Origin of the sequence: Shinella pollutisoli (assembly GCF_024609765.1) — a bacterium.
GTDB lineage: Bacteria > Pseudomonadota > Alphaproteobacteria > Rhizobiales > Rhizobiaceae > Shinella > Shinella pollutisoli.
In genome coordinates this window covers 56,873-78,741 of the sequence record NZ_JANFDG010000011.1, presented here as the reverse complement: position 1 = coordinate 78,741, position 21,869 = coordinate 56,873, and the positions used below count along the sequence as shown (strand labels likewise).

At 69.4% G+C, this 21,869-nt stretch carries 23 protein-coding genes; 6 read left to right on the top strand and 17 right to left on the bottom strand.

Annotated elements, in window-relative coordinates:
* Positions 1-50 precede the first annotated feature (50 nt).
* The gene (locus NNZ72_RS10920) at positions 51-215 is read left to right on the top strand and encodes a hypothetical protein (RefSeq protein WP_257315340.1); all 165 of its coding nucleotides are present in this window, start codon (positions 51-53) and stop codon (positions 213-215) included.
* A 25-nt stretch (positions 216-240) separates the two neighbouring features.
* On the opposite strand, the gene gcvA is transcribed toward NNZ72_RS10920, so the two are convergent.
* Positions 241-1,179: a transcriptional regulator GcvA gene (gcvA, locus tag NNZ72_RS10915; protein ID WP_257315339.1), complete on the bottom strand. Its 939-nt coding sequence runs from the start codon at positions 1,177-1,179 to the stop codon at positions 241-243.
* Positions 1,180-1,296: 117 nt separating this feature from the next.
* Between gcvA and NNZ72_RS10910 the strand changes: the two genes are divergently transcribed.
* The 4 genes from NNZ72_RS10910 (at position 1,297) to NNZ72_RS10895 (ending at position 3,302) form a co-directional block, all read left to right on the top strand.
* On the top strand, positions 1,297-1,530 hold the full coding sequence (locus NNZ72_RS10910; RefSeq protein ID WP_257315338.1) for a hypothetical protein: 234 nt from the start codon (positions 1,297-1,299) through the stop codon (positions 1,528-1,530).
* Positions 1,531-1,749: 219 nt separating this feature from the next.
* Positions 1,750-1,956: a hypothetical protein gene (locus NNZ72_RS10905; protein WP_306766265.1), complete on the top strand. Its 207-nt coding sequence runs from the start codon at positions 1,750-1,752 to the stop codon at positions 1,954-1,956.
* 112 nt (positions 1,957-2,068) lie between these two features.
* A complete protein-coding gene (locus NNZ72_RS10900; protein WP_257315337.1) occupies positions 2,069-2,611 on the top strand; it encodes a flavin reductase family protein in 543 nt (180 codons plus the stop codon).
* Between the two features lie 52 nt (positions 2,612-2,663).
* The gene (locus tag NNZ72_RS10895) at positions 2,664-3,302 is read left to right on the top strand and encodes a glutathione S-transferase family protein (protein WP_257315336.1); all 639 of its coding nucleotides are present in this window, start codon (positions 2,664-2,666) and stop codon (positions 3,300-3,302) included.
* Positions 3,303-3,308: 6 nt separating this feature from the next.
* Here the strand turns inward: NNZ72_RS10895 and NNZ72_RS10890 are convergent, their stop codons facing one another.
* From NNZ72_RS10890 to NNZ72_RS10830, 13 genes are all read right to left on the bottom strand, one after another.
* The gene (locus NNZ72_RS10890; RefSeq protein ID WP_257315335.1) at positions 3,309-3,959 is read right to left on the bottom strand and encodes a glutathione S-transferase family protein; all 651 of its coding nucleotides are present in this window, start codon (positions 3,957-3,959) and stop codon (positions 3,309-3,311) included.
* 62 nt (positions 3,960-4,021) lie between these two features.
* Entirely contained in the window at positions 4,022-5,407 is a 1,386-nt protein-coding gene (locus NNZ72_RS10885) for an NAD(P)-dependent oxidoreductase (RefSeq protein ID WP_371747747.1), read from the bottom strand.
* A 53-nt stretch (positions 5,408-5,460) separates the two neighbouring features.
* Complete coding sequence (locus tag NNZ72_RS10880) at positions 5,461-6,894, bottom strand: NAD-dependent succinate-semialdehyde dehydrogenase (protein WP_257315333.1); 1,434 nt, start codon at positions 6,892-6,894, stop codon at positions 5,461-5,463.
* Positions 6,895-6,942: 48 nt separating this feature from the next.
* Positions 6,943-8,202, bottom strand: coding sequence for an NAD(P)/FAD-dependent oxidoreductase (locus NNZ72_RS10875; protein ID WP_257315332.1), 1,260 nt, complete (start codon positions 8,200-8,202; stop codon positions 6,943-6,945).
* A gap of 26 nt (positions 8,203-8,228) precedes the next feature.
* Positions 8,229-9,011: an HpcH/HpaI aldolase family protein gene (locus NNZ72_RS10870; RefSeq protein WP_257315331.1), complete on the bottom strand. Its 783-nt coding sequence runs from the start codon at positions 9,009-9,011 to the stop codon at positions 8,229-8,231.
* A gap of 24 nt (positions 9,012-9,035) precedes the next feature.
* On the bottom strand, positions 9,036-10,727 hold the full coding sequence (locus NNZ72_RS10865; RefSeq protein ID WP_257315329.1) for a GMC family oxidoreductase: 1,692 nt from the start codon (positions 10,725-10,727) through the stop codon (positions 9,036-9,038).
* 11 nt (positions 10,728-10,738) lie between these two features.
* Positions 10,739-12,217: an aldehyde dehydrogenase family protein gene (locus NNZ72_RS10860; RefSeq protein ID WP_257315328.1), complete on the bottom strand. Its 1,479-nt coding sequence runs from the start codon at positions 12,215-12,217 to the stop codon at positions 10,739-10,741.
* A 116-nt stretch (positions 12,218-12,333) separates the two neighbouring features.
* Positions 12,334-13,146 carry an amino acid ABC transporter ATP-binding protein gene (locus NNZ72_RS10855; protein WP_306766264.1) on the bottom strand — a complete coding sequence of 271 codons (813 nt, stop codon included), beginning with the start codon at positions 13,144-13,146 and terminating at the stop codon, positions 12,334-12,336.
* The gene (locus tag NNZ72_RS10850; RefSeq protein WP_257315327.1) at positions 13,143-13,799 is read right to left on the bottom strand and encodes an amino acid ABC transporter permease; all 657 of its coding nucleotides are present in this window, start codon (positions 13,797-13,799) and stop codon (positions 13,143-13,145) included. Before NNZ72_RS10850 ends, NNZ72_RS10855 begins: the two co-directional genes overlap by 4 nt.
* A gap of 91 nt (positions 13,800-13,890) precedes the next feature.
* Positions 13,891-14,730, bottom strand: a complete 840-nt coding sequence (locus tag NNZ72_RS10845) for a transporter substrate-binding domain-containing protein (protein ID WP_257315326.1) — start codon at positions 14,728-14,730, stop codon at positions 13,891-13,893.
* A gap of 44 nt (positions 14,731-14,774) precedes the next feature.
* The gene (locus tag NNZ72_RS10840; RefSeq protein WP_257315325.1) at positions 14,775-15,767 is read right to left on the bottom strand and encodes a proline racemase family protein; all 993 of its coding nucleotides are present in this window, start codon (positions 15,765-15,767) and stop codon (positions 14,775-14,777) included.
* Positions 15,764-16,444, bottom strand: coding sequence for a GntR family transcriptional regulator (locus NNZ72_RS10835; protein ID WP_257315324.1), 681 nt, complete (start codon positions 16,442-16,444; stop codon positions 15,764-15,766). The genes NNZ72_RS10840 and NNZ72_RS10835 overlap by 4 nt, the downstream gene beginning before the upstream one ends.
* 431 nt (positions 16,445-16,875) lie before the next feature.
* Positions 16,876-17,712 (bottom strand): phytanoyl-CoA dioxygenase family protein, encoded by an 837-nt coding sequence (locus NNZ72_RS10830; protein WP_257315323.1) that lies wholly within the window; start codon positions 17,710-17,712, stop codon positions 16,876-16,878.
* Between the two features lie 114 nt (positions 17,713-17,826).
* Here NNZ72_RS10830 and NNZ72_RS10825 point away from each other — a divergent pair, with 114 nt between their 5' ends.
* The gene (locus NNZ72_RS10825; protein WP_257315322.1) at positions 17,827-18,876 is read left to right on the top strand and encodes a LacI family DNA-binding transcriptional regulator; all 1,050 of its coding nucleotides are present in this window, start codon (positions 17,827-17,829) and stop codon (positions 18,874-18,876) included.
* Positions 18,877-18,907: 31 nt separating this feature from the next.
* Here the strand turns inward: NNZ72_RS10825 and NNZ72_RS10820 are convergent, their stop codons facing one another.
* The 3 genes from NNZ72_RS10820 to NNZ72_RS10810 are packed head-to-tail and all read right to left on the bottom strand — an operon-like array spanning position 18,908 to position 21,869.
* Positions 18,908-20,275 carry an acetyl-CoA carboxylase biotin carboxylase subunit gene (locus NNZ72_RS10820; protein WP_257315321.1) on the bottom strand — a complete coding sequence of 456 codons (1,368 nt, stop codon included), beginning with the start codon at positions 20,273-20,275 and terminating at the stop codon, positions 18,908-18,910.
* Positions 20,272-20,520 carry a biotin/lipoyl-containing protein gene (locus tag NNZ72_RS10815; RefSeq protein WP_257315320.1) on the bottom strand — a complete coding sequence of 83 codons (249 nt, stop codon included), beginning with the start codon at positions 20,518-20,520 and terminating at the stop codon, positions 20,272-20,274. Before NNZ72_RS10815 ends, NNZ72_RS10820 begins: the two co-directional genes overlap by 4 nt.
* A 26-nt stretch (positions 20,521-20,546) precedes the next feature.
* On the bottom strand, positions 20,547-21,869 hold the full coding sequence (locus NNZ72_RS10810; protein ID WP_257315319.1) for an aspartate aminotransferase family protein: 1,323 nt from the start codon (positions 21,867-21,869) through the stop codon (positions 20,547-20,549).

Genomic DNA, 21,869 nt, shown 5'->3' with positions numbered 1-21,869 from the left:
CGGCGACCTCATCTTTCCTCTGTCAAGAGAGCAAGAAAGAGAGCATTCCGATGGCCACCCTCCGCACTTCCTTCGTCACGGGCTTCCTCGGCCGGGCCTTCGCCGTACTGAGCGCTGCCAACGCGGCCGCCGCGGCCGTCGAAGGCCACCGCCGCCCGAAGGACCGCGACCTGCGCACCCTCGGCATCGACCCCGCCGACTTCCCGCGCGTCTGACGCCGCCGGTCGACCGGAACGCCGGTCAGCGCTGACCGGCCGGGGAAGACCGGCTGGTCGCCGCCGCCTCGTCGAGGATCCATTCGCGGAAGGCGACGACGCGCGGGTCCGAGGCGGCCTCCTCCGGATAGACCAGGAAATAGGCGAACTCGGGCGGGACCCTGATCCCGAACTCGAAGAGCTGCACCAGCCGTCCCTCGGACAGGTCGTTGGCGACCATCGCGAAGTCGGCGAGCGCCACGGCGTCGCCGTCGATCGCCGCCTGGATGGCGTCCGAGGACGAGCCGAACACCACCGTCCTGCTGTCGTCGAAATCCTCCACCCCCGCCGCCGCCATCCACATCCGCCAGTTCGGCCAGACGATGCCCTGCTGCGACCATTCGATATGGACGAGCGTGTGGTGCAGCAGGTCGCGCGGCTCGCCGAGCGGCCGGCCGGAGGCGAGCAGGTGCGGGCTGCAGACCGGCACGACGACGTTGTCGAACAGCCGGTGGGCGGCGAGCCCCGGATATCGGCCGGTGCCGAAGCGGATCGCCACGTCGATGTCGTCGTGGCGGAAGTCGCGCACCTGGTAGGAGATGTCGAAGCGCAGCTCCATGTCGGGATGGACCTTGCGGAACCGCTCGACCCGCCGCATCAGCCACTTCGCGGCGAACTGGGCGTCCGCCGTCACCTTGAGCTCGCTCGCGCCGCGCGTCATCCGCTGCGCCCGCGCGATCGCCCTGCCCATGACGTCGAAGGCCTCGACCGCCGCGTCGAACAGCACGGCGCCCGCCTCCGTCAGCCGGATCGTGCGGCTCGATCGCACGAACAGCGCCACGCCGAGCTGATCCTCGATTTCCTTGATCTGGTAGCTCACGGCCGCCGGCGTCAGGCCGAGCTCGTCGGCCGCGCGGGTGAAGTTGAGGTGCCGCCCGGCGACGACGAAGGTCCTCAATGCGCGCATTCCCGGTATGGACTGCATGTCGACCTTCAAGGAAAACTTGACGCTGTGGAAAGCCGTACTCGTTTCTCACTTTTATATCAATATGTTAAAGGTATAGATAGAAGAAAATATCAAGCATGCATAAAGGATGGTCCGATGTCGGCCCCGCCAGCCACCTTCACCGTCGCCTTTCCGTCGGGCGGCCTCCTCTCCGCCCTGCGCCGCCTGTGGGAGGAGCGCACGATCCGCGTCGATCCGGTAAAGGACCTCGACAAGCTCTCCGACCATCTCCTCGCCGACATCGGCGTCGATCCGCGCGCCGTGCACGACCCGATGCGCGACGAGGCCGACAGGCTGCATCTCATGCGGCACGGCTTCAGCCGGCTGTGAGCGCCGCCGCCTGCCGGCGTCTGATCGGCGCCTGAGCGATCCCGCCGTCGCTGCCGCCCGCGGGCGGATTCCCTCTTTCCTTCCTCCTTGCCGCGGGCCTTTCCACGCCGCGCGTGCGTCGATGCGCCGCAGGAGCCGTCATCCGGCTCAGGCTGCGCGCGGCCCGAGAATACCGGCATTCGCGCGGCACGGCTTGAGTCAGATCAAAGCAGGTCAAAAATGTTGAGTATAAAGGTATCCGACTTCCTGAAGACCGTGGACGAGAACTTCGCCAAGGTCGACACGATCCTCGCCAAGTACAAGGAAGGCGACGGCTACGTCTCCTACGAGAAGCTGACGGACGAGGACCGCACCGTGCTGGCCGCCGCCGTCAACACGCTCGCCGAGGACCTCTCAACCCTGCGCGGCAAGCTCGGCCTCGACTGAGCCGCCGCCCGACGGCTGCCTCCGCCCGCACTACGGGCGGGGGCATGCGCTTTCCCCCTGCGCCGCGCACGGTCGGCGTGATAGGCTGTCTTCCGCAAGGACGAGGACGCGCATGGAACCGCTGCCGCTCAGCAAGGCCTTCACGCTGCTCGAACCGGGGCCCGTCGTCCTGGTCACCACCCATGACGGGCGCAAGGCGAACATCATGACCATCACCTGGACCATGGTGCGCGGCTTCTCGGCGGAGTTCGCCATGACGACGGGGCCGTGGAACCATTCCTACGAGGCGCTTTGCCGCTCGAAGGAATGCGTGCTGGCGATCCCGGCGGCCGACATGCTCGACACGGCCGTCGGCATCGGCACCTGCTCCGGCAGGGACACCGACAAGTTCGCGAAGTTCGGCCTCACGCCGCTGCCGGCGCAGCATGTCCGCGCCCCGCTGATCGCCGAATGCCTCGCGAACATCGAATGCCGGGTGGTCGACGTCATCGAGCCCTACAGCATCGTGCTGCTCGAAGGCGTGGCGGCCTATTTCGACGACGCGCGGACGGAGAAGCGGATGCTTCACGCCGTCGGCGACGGCACCTTCGTCGTCGACGGGCGGCGGATCGACAGGCGCGAGATGATGCGCTCGAAACTGCCGGACGGCGTCTGACCACACCTTCGCCACGGATGTCCGGCCTGATGCGGGCGGAAGGAGACGTTCGATGGCCGGCCTGATTCTCACCACCTACGACTGGGTTCCCGAGGCGCCGCGCGGCTACGTGCGCGACATCCGCCTGCGCTGGGCGCTGGAGGAGGCGGAGTTGCCCTATCGCGTCGCCAGCACCCCGTTCCACCGGCGCGACGCCGCGCATTTCGCGCACCAGCCGTTCGGCCAGGTGCCCTGGCTGACCGACGGCGACCTCTCGATCTTCGAGAGCGGCGCGATCCTGCTCCATCTCGGCGAGCGCAGCACGGCCCTGATGCCCGCCGATCCGCGCGGCCGCAGCGACGTGCGGGAATGGGTGTTCGCGGCGCTCAATTCCGTCGAGATGGCGAGCCTGCCCTGGGTGCTGTTCCATTTCGCGGGCGATGCCTTCGATACGCCGGGAGGAAGGCAGTTGCAGGCGTTCCTCGACGTCCGGCTCGAGCACATGGAGCAGGTGCTCTCGGCACGGACGTGGCTGGCCGGGACCTTTTCCGTCGCCGACATCCTCATGGCGGACGTGCTGCGCCTGGTCGACCGTTTCGACGGGCTGGCGGCGCGTCCCGCCTGCCGCGGCTACGTGGCGCGCGCCACGGCCCGGCCGGCCTTCGTGAAGGCCTACGAGGACCAGATTGCGCATTTCGCCGCGGCGGACTGAGGCGCGTCAGCCCGCCGGCGCGGCGGCGAAGACCGCCCGTTGCGCGGCGAAGGCGCGCCCGAAGGCGGGGCGGGCCTTGCCGCGGGCGACATAGGCGGAGAGGTTCGGAAAGGCGTCCAGCAGGCCCGATCCCTCCAGCCTGCGCAGCACCGACACCATCAGCAGGTCGCCGGCGCTGAACGCGCCGTCGAGCCAGTCGGCCGCGCCGAGGCGTGCGGAAAGCGCGTCCAGCCGCCTGCGGATGCGGCCCTCGACGATCGGCAGGCGCGGCTCGTACCAGGGCTCGTTCCGCTCCAGGAGGACGGCGGTCTCGCGCTCGACGATCGGCGGCTCCATCGTCGCGAGCGCGGCGAACATCCACGCGACCGCGCGCGCCCGGGCCTCCGGGTCGGCCGGCAGCAGGCCCGCGTGGCGCTCGGCGATGCGGAGCACGATCGCCCCCGACTCGAACAGGGCGAGATCGCCCTCCTCGTAGGTCGGGATCTGCCCGAAGGGCTGGAGGGCGAGGTGCGCGGGCTCCTTCATCGCCTCGAACGAGAGGAGGCGGACCGCGTAGGGCTGCCCCACCTCCTCGAGCGCCCAGCGGACGCTCATGTCGCGCGCCAGCCCCCTGCCGCGGTCGGGCGAGCGTTCAAAGGCGGTAATGGTGATCGTCATCGTCGTTCTCCCTTGGTTCGTCCGTCTTGAAGACGTGCGGCCGGAGGGAATTCCGACATCCGTCAATCCAGAAACGGGCCTTCGAGGTCCTGCGTGCGCAGCAGCGTGGCGAGGCGGTTGCCTTCGAGCAGCAAGGTCTCGCCGGCCGTCCCCGCGCCGCTCTCCGCCAGGCCGTCGAGCGCGGAGAGGAAGCCGCGGGCGGCCGCACGCAGCGTCTCGAGCCGTCCGGCGTCCGACCGCAGGGCCTCGAGGCCCGCCGCGGTCATGCCGCCGAGGCCCGGGGGCCGCGTCGCGCCGGCGTCGGTGTAGCCTTCGGGCAGGTCGCCCTTGAGGTTGCGCACCACGCGCCGCCCGATCGCGTCGAGGATCTGGTCGACCGCCTGGATCGCCCCCGAGACGCGGGTCGGATGGTCGGTGTCGGCGGCGGCGTGCGGCAGCAGCGACAGTCTCGCGCCGTGCTCCGGCAGGAGCGACAGGTAGGGCACCATCGGCCCGGAGAGCGCGCCGCTTGCCGGATCGCGGAAGAGGTCCGCGTCGATCGCCGCATGGGCGAGGCGCCCCTCGGCGAGCGCCCGGCCGAGCGCCGCGACGTCGACCAGCTCGCCGCGGTCGTAGTTGATCAGCACCGCGCCCTCTGCGAGCGCCGACAGCACGTCCCCGCCGACGAGCCCGGCATTGGCATGGCCGTCCGGCCCGAGCGGCCCGAGGCCGATATGCACGGAGAGCGCATCCGCCCCTGACGCCGCCTCGCGCGGGCTCCCGGCATAGAGGAAGCCCTCGCTCTCGATCCATTTCCGGTGACGGGGGCGGGCGTGGATGCGCACCCTCATGCCGAAGGCGCGGGCGAGCTTCGCCACCTCCCGGCCGATATTGCCGTAGCCGATCACCGCGAAGGTCCGGCCCTCCAGCTTGGCGGTCGGGAAGCGCGCGAGGTCGCGGCCGGTGTCGAAGCGGCCGGCGGCCACCAGCGCGTTCATCTCCTCGACCGGCAGGTCAGGGCGAACGCGGAGCAGCGCCTTCATCACCATCTGCGCGGTGGCGCGCGCGTTGATGCCGGGCGTGTTCATCAGCGGCGCGATGCCGCCCCGGCCGTCGCCGCCGCCCCAGCTTTCGGAGCCCATGTTGCCGGTCCCGGCGCCGATCCTGACGCCGCCGAGATCGAAGCGCGTGCCCCTCGGCAGGAAGGTCGCCGCGGCGATCACCGCGTCGTAGAGGCCGTCCTGCGCCTCGGCCAGAAGCTCGGCCTCGGTGGAGAGCATGGGCATGTAGTAGAAATGCGGCCTTCCGGGCGCGGGCGCGGGCAGGCCGCGCGCGGAGCCTTCGTGGAAGACGCCGCCGCGGGCCTCGACATGCGCCTTCACGGCGGAATGGTCGGGGCGACCATCGGGCCCGGGGGCGAGGCCCACCAGGTCGACGATGAGGATCTTCGGCGTGGTCCTGTCGGTCATCTTTCCTCCTGCCGGAAGCGGGCGGGGAGCGTCCCGCCCGCCTCGTCGGGATATCAGAACAGTTCGGAGACGAACTTGGTGCGCTGGAACGCCTCCAGCCCCTCGATGCCGCTCTCGGAGCCGAAGCCGGACTCGTTGACGCCGCCGAACGGCGTCTCGGGGGTGGAGATCATCGTATGGTTGACCCCGACGAGGCCGGCGTCGAGCGCCATTTCCGCGTCGCGCGCGGTCGCCCCGTCCTTGGTGAAGACGAAGGAGGCGAGGCCGTAGGGCAGGGCGTTCGCCCGGGCGATCACCTCGTCGAAGGCCGAGAACGGCACGATCGAGGCGACCGGGCCGAAGGGCTCCTCCGACATGATCCGGGCATCCTCGGGCACGCCGGACAGCACGGTCGGGGCGTAGAAGTTGCCCGGCCGGTTCAGGCGATGGCCCCCGGTGAGCAGCGCAGCACCCTTGCCGACGGCGTCGTCGACCAGCGACTGGATGGCGTCGCAGCGGCGCGGCGCGATCATCGGCCCCATTTGCGTCTCGGGATCGAGCCCGTCGCCGAGCTTCAGCGCGGCGGCCCTGGCGGCCATGCCGGCGGCGAAGGCGTCCGCGATGCTCTCGTGCACGAAGAAGCGGGTGGGCGAGGTGCAGACCTGGCCGGCATTGCGGAACTTCGCGGCGGTAAGCGTCGCCACGGCGTGGTCCACGTCGGCGTCGGCGAAGACCAGCACGGGGGCATGGCCGCCGAGCTCCATCGTCGTGCGCTTCAGCGTGTCGGCGGCGCGCTTCTGCAGGAGCTTGCCGACGGCGGTGGAGCCGGTGAGCGAGACCTTCTTCGGGATCGGCGAGGCCAGCAGATGGCGCGACACCTCGTCCGGCACGCCGAAGACGAGGTTCAGCACGCCGTCCGGCAGGCCGGCATCCTGGAAGCAGCGGGCGAAGGCGACGGCCGTGCCCGGGGTCTCCTCGGCGGTTTTGAGGATGATCGAGCAGCCGGCGGCAAGCGCCCCGGAAATCTTGCGGATGACGTTCGAGGCCGGGAAGTTCCAGGCGGCGAAGGCGACGACCACGCCGACCGGCTCCTTGTAGACCATCTGGCGCTGGCCGGGCACCCGGCCGGGAACGATGCGGCCGTAGGCGCGCTTGCCTTCCTCGGCATACCAGCGCGTCGCCTCGGCCGAGAAGGCGACCTCGCCCTTCGCCTCGGCGAGCGGCTTGCCGTTCTCCATGGTCAGCACGCGGGCGATCGTCTCCAGCCGCGCGTCGATCAGGTCGGCGGCCTTCATCATGATCCTGTAGCGGTTGATCGCCGGCAGCGCCTTCCAGGGGCCGAAGGCGCGCTCGGCGGCGGCAAGCGCCGCGTCGAGATCGGCGGGCGAGGCATGCGGCACGGTGGCGATCTCCTCGCCGGTGGCGGGGTTGACGAGCGGCTGGCTCCTGCCCTCGCTGCCCTTGCGGAACACGCCGTCGATCAAAAGGTCGATTGTCTCTTCATACATCGGTCTCTCCTTGTCCGGCGTCTCGGCCGGGTTGCCGCCCATGGCCGGTCAGAACCGGGACGAGCGGAAATGCGATATGTCGATCGAGGTCGGCCGGCCGGCGGCGAGCTCCGCCACCAGGCGGCCGGTCACCGATCCGCCGATCAGCCCCTGGTGGCCGTGGCCGAAGGCGAGGATGACGTTGTCGTGGCGCGGCGCGGTCTCGATGACGGGAATGCTGTCGGGGGTGCCGGGACGGTTGCCCATCCAGCGCTCCACGCCGCCGAGATCGGCACCGGGGAACATGTGGGCCGCCTGGCGCACGAGGATCTCCGCCCGCCGCCAGTTGGGCGCCGCCTCCGGCCGGGCGAACTCCACCGTGCCGGAGAGGCGGAGCCCGCCTTCCATCGGTGCGGCGACGAACTTGCGCTCGGCGGCGTTGACGTTGACCTTCAGCCCCGTCTTCGCGTTGGGCAGCATGACGTGATAGCCGCGCTCGCTGATCAGCGGCACGCGCACGCCGGCCTGCCTGGCGAAGGGGGCGGAAAACGCGCCGGCGGCGATCACCACCCTGTCGGCGGCGATCACGCCGGCCTCGGCCGCGACCCCCTTGACGCGGCCCTGTTCCAGCACGAGCGCCCGCGCGCTCTCGCGGGTGAAGACCGCGCCCTTGCCGGCCGCGAGCCGGGCGATGGCGGCGACCAGCCGGCCCGGATTGGGGCATTGGCCCTGCTCGGGCAGGAAGACGCCGGCGCGGTAGGCGGGCGAGATCGCCGGCTCCAGCTCGCGCAGCTGGCGGGCGTCGAGGATCTCGACCCTGACGCCGCGCTCGCGTCGCATGGCGATGGAAAGCGCGCTGCCTTCCGGCCCCCTGGGGTTCTCGTAGGCGAAGAGCTGGCCGCGGTTGAGGATCAGGTCCTCGCAGCCCGCCGCCTTCACCAGCGGCTCGTAGCAGGAGAGCGTCAGCCGGTTGAGCGCGATCATCCCGTCGGAGATGCGCTTCACGCGCGACAGCCGCGAATTGGCGAGGAAGCGCAGGAGCCAGGGCAGGGCATGCGGCAGGTCGAGCAGGCGCAGCCCGATCGGCCCATCCGGGTCGAGCAGCATGCCCGGCACCTGCGCGGCGATGCCGGGCATGGAGTTGGGGATGCAGGACCCCGGCGAGAGCCCCCCGGCATTGCCGTAGGAGCACTGTCCGGGGCTGCCGGGCTCGACCGGGTCGACGACCTCGACCGCGAAGCCTTCGTCCACAAGCGCGTTGGCGGCGCAGACACCGATGATGCCCGCGCCGATGACGATCACTTTTTCGCTGCGACGCGATCCAGCCATCTTCCCGGCTCCGTCCTCTTTCCGCGTCAGGGCGCGTTCGGCGCTGGCGTGCCGGCGCGGAAGGCCGGCAGCGCGCGGGCATAGGCGATCTGCAGCATGCGGAAGTCGGAGAGATAGGCGATGAACTTGTAGCCGAGGTCGCGCATCTTCTGGCCGTATTCGACCGAGCCGACATGGATGCCCGGCACGACGCCGGCCTTGGTGCAGCGCTCGGCGATCAGCGCGATCGCCTCGTTGACGTCGTCCCACTTCGGGTCGAAGCCCGGCGTGTGGCCCATCGACACGGCGAGGTCCGACGGACCGACGAAGATCGAATCGAGGCCGGGCGTGGCGAGGATCTCGTCGAGGTTGGCGACCCCGTCCTTGTGCTCGATCATCGCCATGGTGATGACCGTCCTGTTGGCATTGGCGAAATAGTCGGCGCCGCCGTAGAGGCCGGCGCGGATCGGGCCGACCGAGCGGCCGCCCTCGGGATAGTAGCGGCAGGCCTCGACGAAGGCGCGGCATTCGGCGCCGGTGTTGACCATCGGCACGATCACGCCGAATGCGCCGGCGTCCAGCACCCGGCCGAGGATCGCCGGGTCGTTCCACGGCACGCGCACGAAGGGCGTCTTGTCGGTGGTGGAGATCGCCTGCAGCATCGACAGCATGTCGGAATAGTCGGCGCAGCCGTGCTGCATGTCGACGGTGACGGCGTCGAAGTCCTGCTGGGCCATCATCTCGGCGGAAAGGCCGGAGGGGATCGCCAGCCAGCCGGTGACGGCGCATTCGCCTTTCGACCACAGGGTTCTGACCTTGTTCTCACGCATTTCGGGCTCCTCTTCGGATCGGGTTCAGGACTTCAGGATGAGATCGGCGGCCTTCTCGGCCATCGCGATCGTGGTGATGTTGGTGTTGGCGGCGATGACCGAGGGCATGGCGGAGGCGTCGACCACGCGCAGGCCCTCGACGCCGCGCACCCGGCACTGGTTGTCGAGCACCGCCATCGGGTCGCCGTCGCCGCCCATCCGGCAGCTGCAGGAGACGTGCCAGCCCGACCAGACCGCCTTCTTCGCCCAGTCGACGATCAGGTCGCGGTTCTGCATCATCTGGTGCATCCGCTCCTTCGTGCCGAACTTGTGGCGCAAGAGCGTCTCGCGGAAGAAGGGCGCGTAGTCGAACAGCAGCGCCGCCGTCCCGGTCTTGACGTAGTTCGACAGCTTGCGGACGGACAGCGAGCGCGCCTCCTCGGTGTAGCCGGCGAGGAACCACGTGTTGACATGGGCCTGCACGCGCGGGTCCTCCATGATGCGGTAGATCCGCTCGAAGCCGTCGACGAGGCGCATCAGGTCGCGCTCGTCGCCGGCGAGGTTGAGGTTCACCACCGGCTCGTCGCGCCAGTCGGCGGTCTTCAGGCTGACGCTGCCGCGCGAATAGGACTTGTTCACGCAGACGTTGAGCGCGCCCATCGCCTTGCCGAGCGGGTGCCAGCCGGCGCGGTTCACCGGCATCAGCAGCATGTCCGACGGCGAGCATCCCTCGTAGCCGGAGGAATAGCGCACGCCGAGGAAGATGTGGCGGCGCTGGCCGCGCTTCAGCCGGGCGGAGCGCTTGAAATGTGCGCCGACGGCGAGATGCGGATGGTCCATCAGGTTGGCGCCGACGCCCGGCAGGTCGACCAGCACCGGGATGCCGAGCGCGCGCAGGTCCGCCGCCGGGCCGATGCCGGCGCGAAGCAGGATCGGCGGCGTGTGCAGCGCGCCCGAGGAGAGGATGACCTCGCGCGCCCGCCAGAGTTCCGATGGACGGTCCCCGGTATGGGCGTGGACGCCGGTGATGCGCCGGCCGTCGATCTCCAGCGCCTCGACCTGCGTGTGGGCGAAGATGTGCAGGTTTTTTCGTGCACGCACCTCGCGGGTGAGATAGCCGAGCGCGGTCGAGACGCGGCGGTCGTTCTCGTTCGTCAGGGGCAGGGGGAAGGAGCCCTCGTCGAAGGAGGCGTTGTAGTCGTCCCGGTAGGGGATGTCCTTCTCGGCCACCGCGAGCACCGAGCGGGTGAAGCCCGCCCAGTCCTCGGGGAAGACGCGGCGGATCGGCATCGGCCCGTCCTTGCCGTGCAGCGGGCCGTCGAAATCGAGATCGCGCTCCAGCTTGCGGAAATAGGGGAGCATGTCCTCCCAGCTCCAGCCCGAGACGCCCATCGCCTCCCATTCGTCGTAGTCGGCCGGCAGGCCGCGCACGGCGAACTGGCCGTTGATCGACGATCCTCCGCCCATGACGCGGGCCTGTTCGAGGCGGGTCGGCGGAACGACCTCCGAATTGGAGCGCGGGTTGCGCGCATAGACCCGGAGCTTCGACCAGTGGAAGTTCGGATCGAAATAGGAGAGGCCCGGATAGCTGTCCGAAATCACATCCGGCACATTGTCGGGCGGCGTGTCCGGCCCGGCCTCCAGCAGCGCCACCTGCCTGGCGGGGTTTTCCGACAGGCGGCCCGCAAGCGCCGCGCCGGCCGACCCGCCCCCCACGATGACGTAATCGTAGATCATTTGGGATGTCCTCAGAGATAATTGATCCACACGGCCTTCTGCCGGGTGAATTCCTCGATGCCGGCGCGGCCCATGTCCTTGCCGAAGCCGGAGCCCTTCCAGCCGCCGGCGGTGTAGGTGAACTCGGGGTCGCGCCCGTGCTGGTTGACCCAGACCATGCCGGCCTCGACCGCGTCGGCGACCTTCATGGCGAGCTTCAGGTCCTGCGTGTGGACGGAGGCCGAGAGGCCGTAGGTCGGGTGCTGCGCCTCGGCGATGGCCTCCTCGATCTCGTCATAGGTCGTCACGGACATGACGGGGCCGAAATATTCCTCGCCGAAGCCGATATTGGCGCGCGAGACGTTGGCAAGCACCGTCGGGGCGTAGAAATTGCCCTCGTTCGGGCCTTCGAGCCGGGTTCCGCCGGTCAGCACCGCCGCACCCTGCTTCACCGTCTCCTGCACCAGCGTGTCGATGCGCTCGAACTGCCGGGCGGAGATCACCGGGGCGAAGGTGGTGGCCTCGTCCCAGGTCGGGCCGGCCTTGATCTCCTTGGTCCTGGCGATCACCCGGTCGAGCAGCTCGTCCGCCACCGTCCTGTCGACGATCAGCCGCGAGGCGAGCGTGCAGACCTGGCCGGCATTGACCATGAAGGCATTGGCGACGCGGGTCGCCACGGCGTCCATCTCGCCCGGGTCGCGGGTGACGATCTGCGGGCTCTTGCCGCCGAGCTCCAGCACGACGGGCTTGATGCCCGACTGCGCGGCGAGCGACATGACCGCGGCCCCCGTCTTCGTCGAGCCGGTGAAGGAGACGATGCCGATCTCGGGATGGGCGACGATGGCGGCACCCGTGGTGTGGCCCCAGCCGTTCACCACGTTGAGGAGGCCGCCCGGCAGCCTCGCCTCGGCGGCGCATTCGGCGAGCGCCAGCAGGCTGTGCGGGGTCAGCTCCGACGTCTTCATCACCACGGCGTTGCCGGCCGCCAGCGCCGGGGCGAATTTCCACGCCGCGGTAATCATCGGGAAGTTCCACGGCACGATCGCGCCGGCGATCCCGTAGGGTTCGCGCCGGGTGTAGCTCAGCGTGTCGCCCTTGGTCGCGGTGACGATGCCCTCGAGCTTGTCGCAATATTCGGCGAAGTAGCGCACGACGCCGGCGGTGCGCACCGCATCGCCCGTGATCGTGCCCGCCACCAGCCGGCTCGATCCCATGGCCTCCAGCCGGCCGAGATATTCCGCCTTCGCCTCGATCCGTTCAGCGAAGCGGAAGAGGGCCTTCGCCCGGTCGCGCGGGTTCATCCGTGCCCAGCCGGAGGCGGCGAGCGCTGCTTTCGCCGCCGCGACCGCCATGTCGACGGCATCCTTGCCGCCGTCGGTGACGGGGCGCATCGGCCGCTCGTCGGAGGGACGCAGCACGGCGATCTCCTCGCCCGGCAGGTCGACGAAACGTCCGCCGATGTGATGGCCGGAGGGAATGGTGACGGTATCGGGATCGAAGCTGAGGGACATGGGGCTTTCCTTCGTGTCTTGCCTGCGCCGGGACGCAGCGAGCCGGCCGGCCCCGGGGCGGGGCCGACGCGCGGATTGCGGTCCGGGCGGGCCGCGGCCCGCCGGATCGTTCGGGATCAGCCGCCTTCGAGGAAGGGGCGCAGCAGGTCGGCGGTCTCGTGGAAGCGGCCGACGAAGCTCTTCAGCCGCGGATGCGTCGGGCGCAGCAGCACCTCCTTCGGCGGGCCGTCCTCGGCGATCGTGCCGAGATCGAGGAAGATCACCCGGTCGGCGATCTCGAAGGCGAAGCCGAGCTCGTGGGTGACGATGACCATGGTCATGCCGGTGCGGGCGAGATCGACCATCGCCTTCATCACCTCGCCGACAAGCTCCGGGTCGAGCGCCGAGGTCGGCTCGTCGAACAGCATGACCTGCGGATGCATGGCGCAGGCCCGCGCGATCGCCACGCGCTGCTGCTGGCCGCCGGAGAGCTGGCGCGGATACTTGCCGACATGCTCCTCCAGGCCCATCTGCGAAAGCAGGTCGAGCGCCTCCTTGCGGGTCGCGCCGTGGTCGGCCTTCTTGACGGTGACCGGCCCTTCCATGACGTTCTCCAACGCCGTCATGTGCGGGAAGAGGTTGAACTGCTGGAACACCATGCCGGTCTGCGAGCGGATGCGGTTCACCGTCTTCGCCGGCACGCCGTTGCCGTCGCGGGCGGAGGGATCGAGCTCGTAGATCGCCTCGCCGCCGATGGTGATGCGGCCGGCGGACGGCATGTTGAGCAGGTTGATGCAGCGCAGAAGCGAGGTCTTGCCCGAGCCGGACGCGCCGATCAGCACCACGACCTCGCCCTTCTCCACGGAAAGGTCGACGCCCTTCAGCACCTCGCGCTGGCCGAATTTCAGCCGCAGCCCCTCGATCTTCAGAAGCGGGTCGGACTTCATCATTTGACGCGCTCCGAGATGGTTTCCAGCTTGCGCGACAGGAACGTCAGCGGCACGAGCAGGACGAGGAACATGACGCCGACCATGGTGTAGACCTCCATGGGCCGGTAGGTGAAGGAACTGACGTAGCTCGCCTGGTAGAGCAGGTCGGGCACGGTGATCATCGACATCAGCGTGGTGTTCTTGATCTGGATGATGGACTGGCCGGCGAGCGGCGGGATCATGCGGCGGAAGGCCTGCGGCAGGATCACCCGGCGCATGCGCTGGCCGTAGGTCATGCCGAGCGCGGTCGAGGCGTCGGTCTGGCCCCTGTCGATCGACTGCACGCCGGCGCGCAGGATCTCGGCATAGAAGGCGCCGGCATAGAGGCTGAGGCCTGCGAAGCCCGCCCAGAACTTGGTGACGGCGAGCCCGGCGAAGATCGGGAAGGCGTAGTAGATCCACAGCAGGATCACCAGCAGCGGGATGTTGCGGAATATCTCGACATAGACCCGGCCGACGACGGTCAGCGTCCGCGAGCCGGTAAGCTGGATCAGGCCGATGATCAGCCCGATGACGAGGCCCGCGCCGATGGAGATCGCCGAGTAGAACAGCGTGACCAGAAGCCCGTTCCAGAACAACGGCCAGTTCTGCAGGATGACGGAAATATCGAACAAATGCGTGACTCCTGGGCTGGTTTGACCAACGTGGCGCGGGAGCGAAGTCGAAGGGCCGGCCGGACCGAGGCCGGGCCGGCCCTGAGGCGGATCAGAAGCTGAAGTTGTCGGGAAGGATGGACAGGTCGATGCCGCGATCTTCCCAGGACTTCGCCAGACGGCCCTGCGCCAGGCCGAGCGAACGCTGCTGCTGGACCCAGTTGGTCAGGAAGTTGATGAAGCCCGCATTGCCGGCCTTGCGCGCGACGGCGAGCGTGGCCGGGTTGCGCAGCATGGGCTCGGGCACCGAGACCTCGCCGCCGACCTGCTGGGCGATCTGCAGGACGTCGAAGACCGACTGGATCATCGCGTCGGCGCGGCCGGCCTGCAGTTCCATGATCGCGAGGTTGCGGTCCTCGACCACGGTGATCGTCGCCTTGGGCAGCAGCGCCTCGGCCACGATCTGCATGGTCGAGCCCTTCTGGACGACGACGGTCTTTTCGGGCGTGTTCAGCTCGGCCCAGGTGGCGACCGGCTTGCCCTTCGGCGAGAAGACGGCCCAGGCGTCGGTGAAGAGCGGCTCCCACAGGTAGTCGACCACGAGGCCGCGCTTGGGGTTCGGGTTCACGCCGATGGCGACGTCGATCTTGTTCGACTGGAAGTCGGCGGCGAGGTTGCCCCAGGTGGTCTCGACCGGCGTCACCTTGACGCCGAGCTCGGTTGCGACCTCCGTCAGGAAGTCGACGTAGAAGCCGCTCCAGGCGCCGGTGGCCGGATCCTTGATGTAGCCCGGCTCCTCGCCGACCATGACCGGGATCTTCAGCTCGCCGCTGGCGCGGATCTCGTCGATCACCGCCGAGGGGTTCTCCTGAGCGGCGGCCGGGTTCCACGCGGCAACAGCTACCGCCGCCCCCAGGGCGCACGCCCGGAGGATGTTTCCAAAGAATGACATTTCAACTCTCCCTGATTTGTTTCGACGTTTGAGACCGGCTCGTTTCACCGGCCCAGGAACCCCCCCGAAAGCGGATCGCCCTTTTCGAGGTACAGTGTGCCCTGGGAGGCGACGTAAGCCTCTCCCCGGACGATGACGGAATAACCCGTCGTACCGTGGACCTCGCTCTTGTCGGCGAGTTCCGCGGTAAAGGGCACGCCGAGGATGTTCTCGGCGCGATAGGTCTCGGTCTCCGACAGCGCGCCGCGGATCAGGAGCTGCGCCATGCGCGCGCAGGTGCCGGTGCCGCAGGGAGAACGGTCGTACTTGTTGGGCGCGAGCACCAGGAACTGGCGTGCGCTGCCCCGGCCGAGGTCGCTGTGGAACAGCACGGAGGGGGCGGGAAGGCCGCGCATCTCGGGCCGCCCGTCCGTGGCCTTGGCGATCGCTTGCTTGATCTTCCAGCCGAGCGCGAGGCCGGCCGAGACGTTGTCGGGGGTGAGCGCGAGCCCGAGCGGATCGGCGTCGACCATCGCGTACCACATGCCGGAATAGAGGATGTCGGTGCGGATCGTGCCGAGCCTGGGGACGTCGACCTCCAGCGCCTCGATCCCCATGTAGGCCGGCACGTTCTTCAGCGAGACCGCGCCGAGGCGGCCCTCGCCGTCCCATTCCAGCCGCACGTCGACCACGCCCGCCGGGGTCTCCAGCGTGAAGCCGTCGCCCGTGGCGGGCGAGATCGCCCCGGTGAAGGCCAGCGTCTTGGCAAGGCCGATGGTGCCGTGGCCGCACATGCCGAGATAGACGTAGGAGGAGATGAAGATCGCCCCGAAATCCGCCACCTCGGACGGAACCGGGATCAGCCCGACCATGGCGGCGTGGCCGCGCGGCTCGTGCAGCAGGGCAGGGCGGAGATGATCGAAGCGGCGCTCGAAATCCTCGCGTTTCTCGAGGACGCTGCGGCCCCGAAGCGGCGGGATCCCGCCCAGCACGGCGCGGGTCGGATGCCCGGCCGTGTGGGTGTCGATATAGGGGAATGCCGCTTCGACGCCGATCATTTGCGGCCTTCCCCGAACTCCGCGCGGATCGCGTCGCGGGTCTCGCGCCAGATCTTCTCGATCAGGTCGTGCTCCAGCGCGTACGAGCGCTCGGCGTCGCCGTCGACGATCGCCCGGAAGATCAGCGCGGTGTCGTCGAAGGAGAGGTCCACGACGCTCCTGTTGCGCTGGTAGAGGTGATAGCGGTAGCGCAGCGCCTGCTTCTCCAGCCCCTTGAGCAGCCGGCGCAGCGTGGTGTTGTCGGCGATCTGGTAGATCAGCTCGGAGCCGCGCACGTCGTGGGTGAAGAAGAGCCTGGCGTCGCCGGCCTCCCGCGCCCGCTTCATCCCGTCGAGCACCTGCCAGAGCTGTTCCTTGAGGGCCGTGTCGGTCGAGCGCGCCGCCTGCTCGGCCGCGATGGCCTCGAGCGCGATGCGGCAGCGGTAGATGTCGTCGAAGTCCCGCAGCGACATCGGCGTGACCCAGATGCCCTTGCGCGCCTCGCGCAGCACGAGGCCGTCGCGCTCCAGCGACCGCAGCGCGTCGCGCACCGGAGAGCGGCTGACGCCGTAGCGCTCCGCCACCTCCTCCTCGGTCAGCCGTTCGCTCGGCGCGAGTTCGAGGAAGACGATCGCCTCCTCGAGCACGGCAACGAGGTTGTCCGCGATTCCTGCCGAAAGCTTGTGTGGGTAGCTCATGTCCATGAATCCACCATACTGTATCCTGTATACAATGCAAGCTCCTCTTTCTCTGTTCGGGACATTCCGATGGGGATATCCTTGCAAAAGAACGCGCGTCTTCTCAACGGCGAATGCGCCGGCGCGCTCGCGGATACGGGGGCAGGGCAAAGAAACGGGGGGGATCCGGACCGCTGCGGCGGCCGGTTGCGTCATGACGGGTCGAGTGCGGCGGGGGCGGCCGTTGCCTATCGGCGGCCCCGATCCGGGCGATCTGCGGAGCGGCCCGCCTCGCCATGCGGAGGGCGACCGGTGCGGGATGTGAACTGCGCGGCTGTCTGCAAAGCCGCGCGCCCGATCGCCCGCCGGGCATCCGCCGGGCCGATCGGGCGGCCGTCTTCCGGCGGGAAGCACACCCGGCGGCAGACGGCCGCCGGTGCGCCGGTGCGATGTCAGGCGGGGTCTGCGCCCATGACGAGGCCTTCGATGTCGTGCTTCTGAGTGATCGGCACCAGCTCGTCGACGACCCGGCAGACGAGGTGCTTCTTGGCGATCTCCGGAAGCGCATCGTACCAGTCCTGGGTGACCATCATGTCGTGCAATTCGGCATGCCCGGCGCCCGGTGCGTCGACGCCGAGGACCATGACCGGCCGGGCGATGGGGGAGCGGTGCTCCGTGCCGCGGTGGACGGTCAGGGCCGAGCGGCAGGAGATGTCGCCGCGCTGCGGATACTTGCGGGTCGCGCGCTCCTGGAAGCGGCCCCAGAGCGCCTTGTCCGGGAACATCTCGTGCTTCCACGCACGGCCGTCGTCATATTGCGTCCCCGGCGCCACCTCGAAGGGGCCCATGTCCTCGGTCACGTCGACGCCGGTGAGGTTGAAGGCGAGCGAGGTGATCTTGCGGTCGCGATAGGTGTCGACCGGGGAGGGGAAGTCGCGGTGCCAGGGCTGGTACTTCGCGCCCTGGAACGGCACGTCCAGGCCGATCTCGACGATCTGGTAGTCCGGCCCGAGCACGTTGGTGCAGACGTCCACCACCCAGGGATGGGTGACGAGGTCGACGAAGCCGCGGAAGGCCTGCGGGTGGATCTCCACGTACCAGCGGCGCGGGCCGCGGCCGACGGCGCCGCCCGGCCTCTGGATGGCCGACCAGAAGGCCGTCATCATGTCCTCGCGCATCTCGTCCGCCCATTCGGGGGTGAATGCGCCCTTCAGTCCGATGATGCCGTCCTCGGCGAGCTGCGCCACCTGGGCGGCGATGTCGTAGGTGAACGAGGGTCGTGTGTTCATTGGGCTGTCTCCTCCAAAACATCGCAGAGGCTACCGTAACTAATAATTATTAGTCAATGGCCGAACTTTATTAGTTGGTGTAGAGGACGGAGCGGGGTCGGAGGCGGAGAGGGCATGGACGGCCGGAAAGTCAGGAAGCGCGTGACGATGATGGACGTGGCGAAGGCCGCCGGCTGCTCGCAGGCGACCGTGTCCGTCGTGCTGAACAACGTGACCGACATCAAGATCTCGCACGAGCTGCGCGCGCGGGTGCTGGAGGCCGCTCGATCGCTCGGCTACGGGCTGGGCGGCCCGGTCCGGCGCGCGGGCCTGGAGGACCTGCGCGGCAGCTGCATCGGCTTCGTCGTCGACCAGCTGGCGACGACGCCGGAAGCCGTCAACGCCATCGAGGGCGCGCGCCACGCCTCCTGGGAGAACGACGTGACCATCCTCGTCGCGCAGACCCAGGGGCGGGCCGAGCACGAGCGCCGGGCGGTGGCGCGGCTCCTCCAGGCGGGGGCGCAGGGCATCGTCTACATGTCGATCTTCACCCGCCGCGTGTCGCTCGATCCGGCGCTCGCGGACCTGCCGGTGCCGCTGGTCCTGCTCAACTGCTACACGAGCGACAACCGTTTCCCGTCGGTCGTGCCGGACGAGAGGACCGGCGGCCGCATGGCGACCGCCCTTCTCGCCAGGAAGGGCCATACGCGCATCGGCACGGTCGTCGGGGAGAGCTTCATGGAGGCGGCGCAGGACCGCCTCGCCGGCTACCGGGAGGCCCTGGCCGAGGCGGGCATCGCCTACGACGACCGTCTGGTCGTGGAGGGCAACTGGACGCCGACGTCCGGCTTCGAGGCGACGCAGAGGCTGCTCTCGCTCGCCGCGCCGCCGACGGCCATCTTCTGCCAGAACGACAAGATGGCGATGGGATGTTTCAATGCGATCGCCGAAGCAGGGCTGGGCATCCCCGGCGACATCTCCGTCGTCGGATACGACGACGACGAGCTGGCGCGCCATCTGCGGCCCCAGCTGACGACGCTGGAGCTCCCGCACCGCCCGATGGGCGCCTGGGCGATCGAGCAGCTCGCGAAACGGCCCGCGCCCGGGTCGCACCGCGTGCACAGGGTCGGTTGCACGCTGATCGAGCGGGCCTCCGTCGGGCGCAGATCCCGCGGCAGGCCCTAGGATCCGGGCGCGGGGAAGGACGGGAGCGCGTCTAGGAGGACAGCGCGTTCTCCGCCAGCCACCGTTCGAGCCATTGCGTCGAGACATTGCCGTCGAGCAGGTCCGCGTTGCGCGCAAGCGCGCGGTGGAGCGGGATCGTCGTGGCGACCGGGCCGATGTCGAGCTCCTCCAGCGCCTGCCGCAGCCGCTCGATGGCCAGGGCGCGGGAGCTGCCCGACACGATCAGCTTGCCGACCAGCGAATCGTAGTAGGGCGGAACGCGGCTGCCGGCGTCGAAGCCCGTGTCGAAGCGGATCGCCTCGCCGCTCGGGACTTGCAGCCTGTCGATCGGGCCGGGGCTCGGGAAGAAGTTGCGTGCCGGGTCCTCGGCGTTGATGCGCACCTCGATCGCATGGCCGTCGCAGCGGATGTCCTCCTGCGCCATCGACAGCTTCCGCCCGCCGGCGATCAGGAGCATCTCGCAGACGAGGTCGACGCCGGTGACCATCTCCGTCACCGGATGCTCGACCTGGATGCGGGTGTTCATCTCGATGAAGTAGAACGCGTTGCGGTCGGGATCGTAGAGATATTCCATCGTCCCGGCGCCGCGATAGGCGACCGACCGGGCGAGCCGCACGGCCGACGCGCAGAGCTCGGCCCTGAGCGCCGCCGGGAGGGCCGCGGCCGGCGCCTCCTCCCAGACCTTCTGGCGCCGGCGCTGCAGCGAGCATTCCCGCTCGAAGAGATGCACGACGGTCTCGCCGTCCCCGAGGATCTGCACCTCGATATGGCGCGCGTTCTCGATATAGGCCTCCAGGTAGAGGCCGCCGTCGCCGAAGGCGGCCGTGGCCTCGGCGATCGCCTGCGGAACGGCGGCGGCGAGCTCCTCGGCGCTGCGCACGACGCGGATGCCCCGTCCGCCGCCGCCGGCCGCCGCCTTGATCATGACGGGATAGCCGATCGCCTCGGCGAGCTCCAGCGCGGCCCGGGCGTCATCGAGGCGGCCCTCGCTGCCGGGCACCACCGGAACGCCCGCCGCGATCGCCGCCTGCCGGGCGTTCACCTTGTCGCCCATGCGCTCGATCGTCCCGGCGTCCGGGCCGACGAAGATGCGTCCCATGTCGGTGACGGCCTTCGCGAACTGCGCGTTCTCGGACAGGAAGCCGTAGCCGGGATGGAGCGCGTCGGCGCCGCTGCGGCGCAGCGCGTCGAGCACGTTGCCGACGTTCAGGTAGGACTTCGCCGCCGCCGGCGGGCCGATCTCGATCACCTCGTCCGCCATCCGCGCCGCCAGCATCTCGCGGTCGGCCTCGCTGACGATCTGGACGGTGGCGATGCCGAGCTTGCGCGCCGCGCGGATGATGCGGACGGCGATCTCGCCGCGGTTGGCGACCAGCAGCTTGCGGATCGGCGTTGTCATTGCGCGACCTCGATCCGGCAGACGGCCTCGCCGGGCTCGATATTGCTGCCGGTCTCGGTCGAATAGCCGAGGAAGGTGCCGTCGCTGTCCGCCTCGACGGGCAGGAAGGACTTCATCACCTCCACCAGCGCCACGGTCTCGCCCGCGGCGACCCGGTCGCCCGCGGCCTTGAAGGGCGGCGTGTCGGGCGAGGGCGACAGGTAGATCACGCCCGGCAGCATGGCTTCGACGGTCTTGATGGTCATGGGTCTCTCCGCAATCTCGTAAGGGGTCAGGACAGGCGCTGCAGCACCAGATCGAGCTTGGTGATCAGCTCGTCGGCGTTCTCGCGCGTGAAGACGAGGGGCGGGCGGATCTTCAGCACGTTCGCCGCCTTGGCGCAGCCGGAGATCAGGACGTTCTCGTCCCGCAGCCCGTTGATGATGCGCGTCGCGGCGGCGGCGTCCGGCGTCTTCCCGGCCCGGTCCGAGACGATCTCGACGCCGAGGAAGAGCCCCGCGCCGCGCACGTCGCCGAGGCAGGCGTGCCTGCCGGCGAGCGCCTGGAACCCTTCCTTGATGTGGCGGCCGATGGTGCGGGCGTTTTCCAGGAGCCCCTCCTCCTCGATGACGTCGAGCACCGCGGAGGCGGCGGCGACCGCCACGGCGTTGCCGCCGAAGGTGTTGAAGTAGCGCGCCTTCGCCCCGAAGTCCGCGAGCACCTCCGGGCGCGCGGCCACGCCGGCGACCGGGAAGCCGTTGCCCATCGGCTTGCCCATCGTCACCAGGTCCGGGACGACGCCGTGGCGCTGGAAGCCCCACATCGCCTCGCCGGTGCGGGCGAAGCCCGACTGCACCTCGTCGGCGATATAGAGGCCGCCCGCCTCGCGGATGGCGTCGACCGCCCTCTTGAGGAAGCCCGCCGGACCGTCGAAGACGCCGTCGCTGGCGAAGATGCCGTCGCAGATGAGGAGCGCCGGCTTGATGCCGTGGCGCCGCAGGTCGCCGATCGCGGCGCGGACGGCGGCGGTGAATTCCTCCGCGACGTTCTCCGACCGGTAGCTGTCGGGTGCTGGAACGGTGCGCACGTGCACGCCGAGGTCGACATTCTCCCCGAGCGAGGGCGAGAATTCGGAAACGGCCTGCGTGATGCCGTGATAGGCGGTCTCCGTCACGATGATGCCCTTGCCGCCGGTATGGGCCTGGGCGATGCGCACGGCCAGGTCGTTGGCGTCCGATCCCGTGCAGGTGAACATCAGGTGGCCGATCTCGGACGGCATGGTGGCGAGCAGGCGCCGGGCGTAGTCGAGGACCGCGCCGTGGAGGTAGCGGGTGTTCGTCGCCAGGATGCCGACCTGGCGGCGGATCGCCTCGACCACCTTCGGATGGCAGTGGCCGACCGAGGTCACGTTGTTGTAGGCGTCGAGATAGGCGTTGCCGTCCGGGTCGTAGAGCCAGACGCCCTCGCCGCGCACGAAATGCAGCGGGCGCTCGTACATGAGGCGGTAGGCGGGGCCGAGCAGGGCCTTGCGCTGCGCGATCAGCGCGGCGGTCGCCTCGTCCAGTTCAGCCGCGCCCTCGATGAAGGCGTTGACCATTGCTTCCTGGGTCTTCAT

Coding starts and splice junctions, on each gene's coding strand:
- NNZ72_RS10920 (WP_257315340.1), top strand. CDS start 51: ATGGCCACCCTCCGCACTTCCTTCGTCACGGGCTTCCTCGGCCGGGCC.
- gcvA (WP_257315339.1), bottom strand. CDS start 1,179: ATGCAGTCCATACCGGGAATGCGCGCATTGAGGACCTTCGTCGTCGCC.
- NNZ72_RS10910 (WP_257315338.1), top strand. CDS start 1,297: ATGTCGGCCCCGCCAGCCACCTTCACCGTCGCCTTTCCGTCGGGCGGC.
- NNZ72_RS10905 (WP_306766265.1), top strand. CDS start 1,750: ATGTTGAGTATAAAGGTATCCGACTTCCTGAAGACCGTGGACGAGAAC.
- NNZ72_RS10900 (WP_257315337.1), top strand. CDS start 2,069: ATGGAACCGCTGCCGCTCAGCAAGGCCTTCACGCTGCTCGAACCGGGG.
- NNZ72_RS10895 (WP_257315336.1), top strand. CDS start 2,664: ATGGCCGGCCTGATTCTCACCACCTACGACTGGGTTCCCGAGGCGCCG.
- NNZ72_RS10890 (WP_257315335.1), bottom strand. CDS start 3,959: ATGACGATCACCATTACCGCCTTTGAACGCTCGCCCGACCGCGGCAGG.
- NNZ72_RS10885 (WP_371747747.1), bottom strand. CDS start 5,407: ATGACCGACAGGACCACGCCGAAGATCCTCATCGTCGACCTGGTGGGC.
- NNZ72_RS10880 (WP_257315333.1), bottom strand. CDS start 6,894: ATGTATGAAGAGACAATCGACCTTTTGATCGACGGCGTGTTCCGCAAG.
- NNZ72_RS10875 (WP_257315332.1), bottom strand. CDS start 8,202: ATGGCTGGATCGCGTCGCAGCGAAAAAGTGATCGTCATCGGCGCGGGC.
- NNZ72_RS10870 (WP_257315331.1), bottom strand. CDS start 9,011: ATGCGTGAGAACAAGGTCAGAACCCTGTGGTCGAAAGGCGAATGCGCC.
- NNZ72_RS10865 (WP_257315329.1), bottom strand. CDS start 10,727: ATGATCTACGATTACGTCATCGTGGGGGGCGGGTCGGCCGGCGCGGCG.
- NNZ72_RS10860 (WP_257315328.1), bottom strand. CDS start 12,217: ATGTCCCTCAGCTTCGATCCCGATACCGTCACCATTCCCTCCGGCCAT.
- NNZ72_RS10855 (WP_306766264.1), bottom strand. CDS start 13,146: ATGATGAAGTCCGACCCGCTTCTGAAGATCGAGGGGCTGCGGCTGAAA.
- NNZ72_RS10845 (WP_257315326.1), bottom strand. CDS start 14,730: ATGTCATTCTTTGGAAACATCCTCCGGGCGTGCGCCCTGGGGGCGGCG.
- NNZ72_RS10840 (WP_257315325.1), bottom strand. CDS start 15,767: ATGATCGGCGTCGAAGCGGCATTCCCCTATATCGACACCCACACGGCC.
- NNZ72_RS10835 (WP_257315324.1), bottom strand. CDS start 16,444: ATGAGCTACCCACACAAGCTTTCGGCAGGAATCGCGGACAACCTCGTT.
- NNZ72_RS10830 (WP_257315323.1), bottom strand. CDS start 17,712: ATGAACACACGACCCTCGTTCACCTACGACATCGCCGCCCAGGTGGCG.
- NNZ72_RS10825 (WP_257315322.1), top strand. CDS start 17,827: ATGGACGGCCGGAAAGTCAGGAAGCGCGTGACGATGATGGACGTGGCG.
- NNZ72_RS10820 (WP_257315321.1), bottom strand. CDS start 20,275: ATGACAACGCCGATCCGCAAGCTGCTGGTCGCCAACCGCGGCGAGATC.
- NNZ72_RS10815 (WP_257315320.1), bottom strand. CDS start 20,520: ATGACCATCAAGACCGTCGAAGCCATGCTGCCGGGCGTGATCTACCTG.
- NNZ72_RS10810 (WP_257315319.1), bottom strand. CDS start 21,869: ATGAAGACCCAGGAAGCAATGGTCAACGCCTTCATCGAGGGCGCGGCT.